Raw genomic sequence first — 4,802 nt, forward strand, 5'->3', positions numbered from 1 at the left:
GGGGCTGCCGGGGCCGAGGGCGCGCCCGCGGTGCGGGCCGACCGGCCGCGGCGGACGCGTTCGGTGGACGCGGGGTCGGTGAGCCAGGCGGCCGCGCCCGCTGCCGAGCCCGCTGCTGACGGACCCGCCGCACCGGAGGGGACCGCCGCCGCGACGCGGCCCGAGCGGGCCGCGCCCGCCCGGACCCGGTCCGCCGACGCGCCCTGGCACAAGCCGGTGCCGGCGCACGGAGCGGAGGAGTCCGGGGCCGCCAAGCTGGCGGACGAGAAGCGTGAGAAGTCGGCGGGTCCGACTTCCGGCGACGGGGCCGCCGTTCCCGAGGAGCCCGAGAAGGCCGCCCCCGAGACGGCGGCACCTGAGAAGACGGCCCCCGAGAGCACAGCCCCCGAGAAGACGGCCCCCGAGAACACGGACGGAGACGGCGCGTGAACCTGTTCGACACGTTGCTGCGCTGCGTCGCCACGCTCGTCGTCTTCCTGACCTTCCCGCTGATCATCGGCCAGACCGAGCACAAGGTCATGGCGCACATGCAGGGCCGCCTCGGGCCGATGTACGCCGGCGGCTTCCACGGTTGGGCCCAGCTGGTCGCGGACGGGGTGAAGTTCGCGCAGAAGGAGGACATCGTCCCGGCCGGCGCGGACCGCAAGGTCTTCCAGCTGGCCCCCGCCGTCTCCCTGCTGCCGTACCTGTTCGTGCTGCTGGCCATCCCGGTCGGCCCGGACAGCTTCGTCGGCCAGGCCGTGGACGCGGGCCTGTTCTTCGTGCTCGCCGTGATGGGCGTCGGCGTGATCGGCAAGCTGATGGCCGGCTGGGCCTCGGCGAACAAGTTCTCGCTGCTCGGCGGTCTGCGCACGGCCGCGCAGCTGATGTCGTACGAGCTGCCGATGGTGCTCGCGGCGGCCTCGGTCGCGATGGCGGCGGGGACCCTCTCGCTGCCCGGGATCGTGGACGCCTGGCAGTGGTACTGGCTGCCGTGGCAGATCATCGGCGCCTTCGTGTTCTTCACGGCCGGCCTCGCCGAGCTGCAGCGCCCGCCGTTCGACATGCCGATCGCCGACTCGGAGATCATCTTCGGCGCGTACACCGAGTACACGGGTCTGCGGTTCGCGCTGTTCCTGCTGTCCGAGTACGTCGGGATCCTGGTCGTCTCCGCGCTGACCGCGGTGCTGTTCCTGGGCGGCTGGCACGGGCCGCTGCCGGACGACCTGGGCTGGCTCTGGACGATCCTGAAGACCTTCGCGCTGGCCTTCGTGGTGATCTGGCTGCGGGTGACCTACCCGCGCCTGCGCGAGGACCAGCTGATGCGCTTCGCCTGGACCGTGCTGATCCCGCTGGCCCTCGTTCAGCTCGCCCTCACCGGCGTCATCAAGGTGGCGATCTCATGAGCTTCCCCGGAGCCGGCCTGGCCAAGGGCCTGGCCGTGACCCTGCGGACGATGACCAAGAAGAGCATCACCGCGCAGTACCCCGAGGTGCAGCCCGCCCTGCCGCCGCGCTCGCGCGGCGTGATCGGGCTGCTGGAGGAGAACTGCACGGTCTGCATGCTCTGCGCCCGAGAGTGCCCGGACTGGTGCATCTACATCGACTCCCACAAGGAGACGCTGCCGGCCGCCGACCCGAACGCCCGCGCCCGCACCCGCAACGTGCTGGACCGCTTCGCCATCGACTTCTCGCTCTGCATGTACTGCGGGATCTGCATCGAGGTGTGCCCGTTCGACGCGCTGTTCTGGTCGCCGGAGTTCGAGTACGCGGAGACCGACATCCTGGAGCTGACCCACGAGCGCGACAAGCTGCGCGAGTGGATGTGGACCGTGCCCGCGCCGCCGGCGCTGGACCCGGCCGCCGAGGAGCCCAAGGAGATCGCCACCGCGCGCAAGGCCGCGGAGAAGGCGGCCGCCACGGCTGCCGCTGCTGCCGCCGAGGCGTCGGCCTCGTCCGCCGAGGCGGGTGAGTCGGAGTGAGCGCGCTGCTCGCCGCCGGCTCGCTGGAGCCGGCCGCCCGTTCCTTCCTGTCCCCGACCGGGGTGGAGATCGTCTTCCTGCTGGTCGGCATCGCCGTGCTCGGCGCCGCCGTGATCTCGGTGACCACCAAGCAGCTGGTGCACGCCGCGCTCTGGCTGGTCGTCGCGCTCGGCGGGCTGGCCGTGGAGTTCCTGCTGCTCACCGCCGAGTTCATCGCCTGGGTACAGGTGCTGATCTACCTCGGCTCGGTGGTCGTGCTGGTGCTGTTCGGGCTGATGCTCACCAAGGCGCCGATCGGCCGCTCCCCGGACGCCGACTCCGGCAACCGCTGGGTCGCCCTGGTGGTCGCGCTGGCCTCGGGCGGCACCCTGGTGACCCTGGTCGTGGACGCCTTCCGGACCTCCTGGATCGACCTCGGCGCGGGCGGCGGCTCGGCCGCGGTGACCGGGGCCAGCCTGTTCCGCCACTGGGTGCTGCCCTTCGAGGCGCTGTCCGTCCTGCTGCTGGCCGCGCTGGTCGGCGCGATCGTGCTGTCGCGCGGCAACGGGCGGCGCGTCCCGCCGCCGCGCGCGGGCAGGCTGCGGGCGGGCCGCCCGGTCGGCTCCAACGGGACGGTCGCCGCGACGGCGCCCCGTCCGGCGGCGGCTCCCGAGGCCCCGGCTCCCGAGGCCCCCGCCGACACCACCCCTGCCGCGACGACCCCTGCGCAGGAGAGCTGATGCACCTCGCCTACCCCGTCGTCCTCGCCGCGCTGCTGTTCAGCGTCGGCGTGTACGGCGTGCTCGCCCGGCGCAACGTCGTCCTGGTGCTGATGTCCGTCGAGCTGATGCTCAACGCCGTCAACCTCAACCTCGTCGCCTTCGACGCCTGGCTGCGGGACTCCCTGCACGCCGGCCAGGCGCTCACCCTGTTCACCATCACCCTCGCCGCCGCCGAGATCGGCCTCGGGCTCGCGATCGTCCTGCTGCTGTTCCGGGCCCGGGGCACCGCGGACATCGACCGGGTCACCTCGCTCGGCGACCCGTCCGAGACCCTGGAGACGGACGGGACCACCGGAGCCGAGACCGGGCTGAAGGGCCAGGCCGTCGCATGAACCTCGCCCTGCCCGCCCTCGTCCCCGCCCTGCCCGCGCTCGGTGCCGCCGCCTCCCTGGCCACCGGCAAGCGCTTCCCGGGCCTGGCCCGGCCGCTGGCGATCGTGCCGGTGGCCGTCTCGGCCGTGCTCGCCCTGGTCGTCGCGATCCAGCTGGGCTCCGGCCAGACGCTGGACGCCGCCACCCGGCTCACCCCGACCGGCGGCCCCGGCATCTCGCTCTCCGTCTACCTGGACGGCTACAGCTCGCTGATCTCCGTCCTGGTCGGCCTGGTCGCCACCTGCGTGCAGGTCTACTCGACCGCCTACCTCAAGGACGACCCGCGCTACCCCTCGTACGCGGCGCTGGTCTCGCTGTTCACGGCGGCGATGTTCCTGGTCGTGTACTCGGGCGACCTGATCGTGCTGCTGGTCGGCTGGGAGGTCATGGGCGTCTGCTCGTACTTCCTGATCGGCCACCACTGGGAGACCGCCGACGCCCGCTCGGCCTCGCTCAAGGCGTTCCTGGTCACCAAGCTCGGTGACGTGCCGTTCCTGTTCGGCGTCTTCCTGCTCGGCGCCGACGCCGGGAGCTTCCGGATCGGCGACGTGCTGGACGCGGCCGGCGACGGACGGCTCTCGCACCCGACGCTGACCGCGCTGCTGCTGCTCGGCGGCGTGGCCGGCAAGAGCGCGCAGTTCCCGCTGCACACCTGGCTCCCGGACGCGATGGCCGGCCCGACCCCGGTCTCCGCGCTGATCCACGCCGCCACCATGGTCGCGGCCGGCATCTACCTGGTCGCCCGGCTGCTGCCGGTCTTCCTGCTGTCGAGCGCGGCGCTGGTCGTGCTCGCCGTGATGGCCGCCGTGACGATGGTCGGCTCGGCCCTCTGCGCACTCGCGCAGGACGACCTGAAGCGGGTGCTCGCCTACTCGACCGTCGGCCAGCTCGGCTACATGGCCGGCGCCCTGGCCAGCGGCGACCGCGAGGCCTCGGTCTTCCACCTGGTCAGCCACGGCGCCTTCAAGGCGCTGCTGTTCCTCGCCGCCGGTGTGGTCATCCACGCCGCGCACACCAACTCCATCTCCGTGATGTCCCGGATGCCCGGCCTGCGCAAGCGCGTGCCGGACGCCTACTGGACGATGGGCATCGCCCTGGTCGCCCTGATCGGACTGCCTCCCTTCTCCGGCTTCTTCAGCAAGGAGGCGGTGCTCACCGCCGCCGAGCACGCGGCGACCGGCGAGGCGCTGACCAACGGGGTCGGCCCGGCCTCCGCCGTCCCGCAGTCGGCGGGGTGGATCGTGCTGGTCTCCGCCGCGGTGACCGCGCTGCTCACCGCCGCGTACGCGGCCCGGATGTTCCTGATCGCGTTCCACAGCCCGGCCCCGGCCCCGGCCGCTGCCGCTGTCCAGGCCGCGGCGCCCGCAGCCGCGGTGGCCGGCACCGACCACGAGGCCGACGCGCCGTACTCGCCCGAGGTGGACGAGGCCGACCCGGCCACCGCGGAGCCGTCCGCGATGCGCTGGCCGCTGTGGGTGCTGGCGATCCCGACCATGGGCTTCGGCATCGCCGGCGTCCGCTCGGACTGGCTGCCCGCGCTGCTGGACGGCGGCTCGCTGCGCCCCTCGGCCGCCACCGCCGTGATCGGCACCGGCCTCGCCGTGGTCGGCGCGCTGCTGGCCATCCGCGTCCACGCCCTGAGCGTCGAGTCCCACCGGATGCTGGCCGCCGTGCTGATCGAGCAGGACCCGGCCCACGACCGGCTCACCG

General features: G+C 73.3%; 6 protein-coding genes. 5 read left to right on the forward strand and 1 reads right to left on the reverse strand.

Annotated elements, in window-relative coordinates; all coding sequences use genetic code 11:
• Nucleotides 1-527: pentapeptide repeat-containing protein (locus tag ACWEQL_RS41035; RefSeq protein WP_452156504.1), on the reverse strand; the 527-nt coding region annotated here is incomplete at its 3' end.
• Here ACWEQL_RS41035 and nuoH point away from each other — a divergent pair.
• From nuoH to ACWEQL_RS41060, 5 genes are all read left to right on the forward strand, one after another.
• On the forward strand, nt 432-1,385 hold the full coding sequence (gene nuoH / locus ACWEQL_RS41040) for an NADH-quinone oxidoreductase subunit NuoH (protein ID WP_452156514.1): 954 nt from the start codon (nt 432-434) through the stop codon (nt 1,383-1,385). The genes ACWEQL_RS41035 and nuoH overlap by 96 nt on opposite strands.
• Entirely contained in the window at nt 1,382-1,960 is a 579-nt protein-coding gene (locus ACWEQL_RS41045; protein ID WP_452156506.1) for a NuoI/complex I 23 kDa subunit family protein, read from the forward strand. The genes nuoH and ACWEQL_RS41045 overlap by 4 nt, the downstream gene beginning before the upstream one ends.
• Nucleotides 1,957-2,679 (forward strand): NADH-quinone oxidoreductase subunit J family protein, encoded by a 723-nt coding sequence (locus ACWEQL_RS41050; RefSeq protein WP_452156508.1) that lies wholly within the window; start codon nt 1,957-1,959, stop codon nt 2,677-2,679. The genes ACWEQL_RS41045 and ACWEQL_RS41050 overlap by 4 nt, the downstream gene beginning before the upstream one ends.
• Entirely contained in the window at nt 2,679-3,053 is a 375-nt protein-coding gene (nuoK, locus tag ACWEQL_RS41055; protein ID WP_452156510.1) for an NADH-quinone oxidoreductase subunit NuoK, read from the forward strand. The genes ACWEQL_RS41050 and nuoK overlap by 1 nt, the downstream gene beginning before the upstream one ends.
• Nucleotides 3,050-4,802 (forward strand): NADH-quinone oxidoreductase subunit 5 family protein (locus tag ACWEQL_RS41060; protein WP_452156512.1); only part of this gene is annotated, 1,753 nt, incomplete at its 3' end. The genes nuoK and ACWEQL_RS41060, both read left to right, overlap by 4 nt.

It is taken from the genome of Kitasatospora sp. NPDC004240 (assembly GCF_053603215.1).